1 tRNA gene and 3 rRNA genes are annotated in these 5,077 nt (G+C 49.5%); all 4 read right to left on the minus strand.

From position 1 onward, the window contains the following. Window position 1 precedes the first annotated feature (1 nt). Window positions 2-117: ribosomal RNA gene (rrf, locus tag ODU55_RS11340) — 5S ribosomal RNA — on the minus strand. A gap of 192 nt (window positions 118-309) precedes the next feature. Continuing rightward, a 23S ribosomal RNA gene (locus tag ODU55_RS11345) occupies window positions 310-3,213 on the minus strand. 165 nt (window positions 3,214-3,378) lie between these two features. After that, window positions 3,379-3,451 (minus strand) — tRNA-Ala (locus tag ODU55_RS11350). A gap of 53 nt (window positions 3,452-3,504) precedes the next feature. Continuing rightward, window positions 3,505-5,053 (minus strand): 16S ribosomal RNA (locus tag ODU55_RS11355). The 16S, 23S and 5S rRNA genes sit together here with 1 tRNA gene alongside, the layout of an rRNA operon. Window positions 5,054-5,077: the final 24 nt, after the last annotated feature.

Consider the following 5,077-nt stretch of genomic DNA (forward strand, 5'->3'; position numbering starts at 1 on the left):
TGCTAAGCGACTACCGTATCTAACAGGGGGCACCCCCCAACTACTTCAGGCGTTCTAGGGCTTAACTGCTGTGTTCGGCATGGGTACAGGTGTATCTCCTAGGCTATCGTCACTTAACTACTGAGTCTTGTCAACTCAAAATTGAATATCTATATTCTAACAAGTTTTACCAACGCTGTCAATATTGACTCTAGTTTTAATTGTACTCAGGCTAAATTCTTAGTGAAAAAGATAAACTTCCTAGAGTCTGTTGACTCTGCGTCAGTTTCCTATTTTCATACAGAATTTATAACGCCTTCGTTACTTATCTTGGATAAGTCCTCGAGCGATTAGTATTGGTCCGCTACATGTGTCGCCACACTTCCACTTCCAACCTATCTACCTGATCATCTCTCAGGGCTCTTACTAACATAAAGTTATGGGAAATCTCATCTTGAGGTGGGTTTCACACTTAGATGCTTTCAGCGTTTATCCCGTCCCTACATAGCTACCCAGCGATGCCTTTGGCAAGACAACTGGTACACCAGCGGTAAGTCCACTCTGGTCCTCTCGTACTAGGAGCAGATCCTCTCAAATTTCCTACGCCCGCGACGGATAGGGACCGAACTGTCTCACGACGTTCTGAACCCAGCTCGCGTGCCGCTTTAATGGGCGAACAGCCCAACCCTTGGGACCGACTACAGCCCCAGGATGCGACGAGCCGACATCGAGGTGCCAAACCTCCCCGTCGATGTGAACTCTTGGGGGAGATAAGCCTGTTATCCCCAGGGTAGCTTTTATCCGTTGAGCGATGGCCCTTCCATACGGAACCACCGGATCACTAAGCCCGACTTTCGTCCCTGCTCGAGTTGTAGCTCTCGCAGTCAAGCTCCCTTATACCTTTACACTCTGCGAATGATTTCCAACCATTCTGAGGGAACCTTTGGGCGCCTCCGTTACCTTTTAGGAGGCGACCGCCCCAGTCAAACTGCCCGTCAGACACTGTCTCCGATAGGGATAACCTATCCGGGTTAGAGTAGCCATAACACAAGGGTAGTATCCCAACAGCGCCTCTGTCGAAACTGGCGTCCCGACTTCATAGGCTCCTACCTATCCTGTACATGTGGTACAGATACTCAATATCAAACTGCAGTAAAGCTCCATGGGGTCTTTCCGTCCTGTCGCGGGTAACCTGCATCTTCACAGGTACTAAAATTTCACCGAGTCTCTCGTTGAGACAGTGCCCAAATCATTACGCCTTTCGTGCGGGTCGGAACTTACCCGACAAGGAATTTCGCTACCTTAGGACCGTTATAGTTACGGCCGCCGTTTACTGGGGCTTCAATTCAGATCTTCGCTTACGCTAAACCCTCCTCTTAACCTTCCAGCACCGGGCAGGCGTCACCCCCTATACATCATCTTACGATTTAGCAGAGAGCTGTGTTTTTGATAAACAGTTGCTTGGGCCTATTCACTGCGGCTGACCTTAAGTCAGCACCCCTTCTCCCGAAGTTACGGGGTCATTTTGCCGAGTTCCTTAACGAGAGTTCTCTCGCTCACCTGAGGCTACTCGCCTCGACTACCTGTGTCGGTTTGCGGTACGGGTAGAGTATGATACATCGCTAGAAGCTTTTCTCGGCAGTGTGACGTCACTAACTTCGCTACTTAACTTCGCTCCCCATCACAGCTCAATGTTATAGATACAAGCATTTGACTCATATCACACCTCACTGCTTAGACGGGCACTTCCAATCGCCCGCTTTAGTTAGCCTACTGCGTCCCTCCATCACTTCATACTCTAGTACAGGAATATCAACCTGTTGTCCATCGGATACACCCTTCGGTCTCTCCTTAGGTCCCGACTAACCCAGGGCGGACGAGCCTTCCCCTGGAAACCTTAGTCTTACGGTGGATGGGATTCTCACCCATCTTTCGCTACTCATACCGGCATTCTCACTTCTATGCGTTCCAGCACTCCTCACGGTATACCTTCTTCACACATAGAACGCTCTCCTACCATAACACCTAAGTGTTATCCACAGCTTCGGTAAATTGTTTTAGCCCCGGTACATTTTCGGCGCAGGGTCACTCGACTAGTGAGCTATTACGCACTCTTTGAATGAATAGCTGCTTCTAAGCTAACATCCTAGTTGTCTGTGCAACCCCACATCCTTTTCCACTTAACAATTATTTTGGGACCTTAGCTGGTGGTCTGGGCTGTTTCCCTTTCGACTACGGATCTTAGCACTCGCAGTCTGACTGCCGACCATAAATCATTGGCATTCGGAGTTTATCTGAAATCAGTAAACCGAGATGGCCCCCTCATCCAAACAGTGCTCTACCTCCAAGATTCTCAAATGTCGACGCTAGCCCTAAAGCTATTTCGGAGAGAACCAGCTATCTCCAAGTTCGTTTGGAATTTCTCCGCTACCCACAAGTCATCCAAGCACTTTTCAACGTGCCCTGGTTCGGTCCTCCAGTGCGTCTTACCGCACCTTCAACCTGCTCATGGGTAGGTCACATGGTTTCGGGTCTACGACATAATACTAATCCGCCCTATTAAGACTCGGTTTCCCTACGGCTCCGTCTCTTCAACTTAACCTCGCATCATATCGTAACTCGCCGGTTCATTCTACAAAAGGCACGCTCTCACCCATTAACGGGCTCGAACTTGTTGTAGGCACACGGTTTCAGGTTCTATTTCACTCCCCTTCCGGGGTACTTTTCACCTTTCCCTCACGGTACTGGTTCACTATCGGTCACTAGAGAGTATTTAGGGTTGGGAGATGGTCCTCCCGGATTCCGACGAGATTTCGCGTGTCTCGCCGTACTCAGGATACTGCTAGGTATAAAGAATATTTCAAATACGAGGCTTTTACTCTCTTTGGCCTACCTTCCCAGGTAGTTCTTCTATACTCTTTAAGTCCACATTGCAGTCCTACAACCCCGAGGAGTAAACTCCTCGGTTTGCCCTCCTGCCGTTTCGCTCGCCGCTACTAAGGCAATCGCTTTTGCTTTCTCTTCCTGCAGCTACTTAGATGTTTCAGTTCACTGCGTCTTCCTCTTCACTACCTTAACAGTAGTGAGTGACAGGCATTACCTGCCGGGTTCCCCCATTCGGACATCCCTGGATCATTGCTTACTTACAGCTCCCCAAGGCATTTCGTCGTTAGTCACGTCCTTCATCGGCTTCTAGTGCCAAGGCATCCACCGTGCGCCCTTATTAACTTAACCTTATTAACCTAATTTTTTCAAAAATTAGAAAACTCATTAAATATTCACAGCGTTTTCGGTTTATTTTCTTGTTACTATTTCTATACGTACTTTTATATACGTTTAGGAATATTTGATAGATATTCAATTTTCAATGGACAAAATCTTAACAACTTCCGTTGTTAATGGAGCCTAGCGGGATCGAACCGCTGACCTCCTGCGTGCAAAGCAGGCGCTCTCCCAGCTGAGCTAAGGCCCCACAAGACCTCTCAAAATTAAAGAAGACTCACGTACAGATTTCCATTTCCTTAGAAAGGAGGTGATCCAGCCGCACCTTCCGATACGGCTACCTTGTTACGACTTCACCCCAATCATCTATCCCACCTTAGGCGGCTGGCTCCTAAAAGGTTACCTCACCGACTTCGGGTGTTACAAACTCTCGTGGTGTGACGGGCGGTGTGTACAAGGCCCGGGAACGTATTCACCGCGGCGTGCTGATCCGCGATTACTAGCGATTCCGACTTCATGTAGGCGAGTTGCAGCCTACAATCCGAACTGAGACTGGCTTTAAGAGATTAGCTTGCCGTCACCGACTTGCGACTCGTTGTACCAGCCATTGTAGCACGTGTGTAGCCCAGGTCATAAGGGGCATGATGATTTGACGTCATCCCCACCTTCCTCCGGTTTATTACCGGCAGTCTCGCTAGAGTGCCCAACTGAATGATGGCAACTAACAATAGGGGTTGCGCTCGTTGCGGGACTTAACCCAACATCTCACGACACGAGCTGACGACAACCATGCACCACCTGTCACCAGTGTTCCGAAGAAAAATCCTATCTCTAGGACGGTCACTGGGATGTCAAGACCTGGTAAGGTTCTTCGCGTTGCTTCGAATTAAACCACATGCTCCACCGCTTGTGCGGGCCCCCGTCAATTCCTTTGAGTTTCAACCTTGCGGTCGTACTCCCCAGGCGGAGTGCTTAATGCGTTAGCTGCGGCACTGAGTCCCGGAAAGGACCCAACACCTAGCACTCATCGTTTACGGCGTGGACTACCAGGGTATCTAATCCTGTTCGCTCCCCACGCTTTCGAGCCTCAGCGTCAGTTACAGACCAGAGAGCCGCTTTCGCCACCGGTGTTCCTCCATATATCTACGCATTTCACCGCTACACATGGAATTCCACTCTCCCCTTCTGCACTCAAGTTTGACAGTTTCCAAAGCGTACTATGGTTAAGCCACAGCCTTTTACTTCAGACTTATCAAACCGCCTGCGCTCGCTTTACGCCCAATAAATCCGGACAACGCTCGGGACCTACGTATTACCGCGGCTGCTGGCACGTAGTTAGCCGTCCCTTTCTGGTAAGATACCGTCACTGTGTGAACTTTCCACTCTCACACACGTTCTTCTCTTACAACAGAGCTTTACGATCCGAAAACCTTCTTCACTCACGCGGCGTTGCTCGGTCAGGGTTGCCCCCATTGCCGAAGATTCCCTACTGCTGCCTCCCGTAGGAGTCTGGGCCGTGTCTCAGTCCCAGTGTGGCCGATCACCCTCTCAGGTCGGCTATGTATCGATGCCTTGGTGAGCCGTTACCTCACCAACTAGCTAATACAACGCAGGTCCATCTCATAGTGAAGCAATTGCTCCTTTCAAGTATCTACCATGCAGTAAATACTGTTATGCGGTATTAGCTATCGTTTCCAATAGTTATCCCCCGCTATGAGGCAGGTTACCTACGCGTTACTCACCCGTTCGCAACTCATCCGTCTAGTGCAAGCACCAGACTTCAGCGTTCTACTTGCATGTATTAGGCACGCCGCCAGCGTTCGTCCTGAGCCAGGATCAAACTCTCATAAAAAGTTTTGATTCAAACTCAAGCTAT

It is taken from the genome of Streptococcus sp. 2022WUSS037 (assembly GCF_044427225.1).
Classification (GTDB): domain Bacteria; phylum Bacillota; class Bacilli; order Lactobacillales; family Streptococcaceae; genus Streptococcus.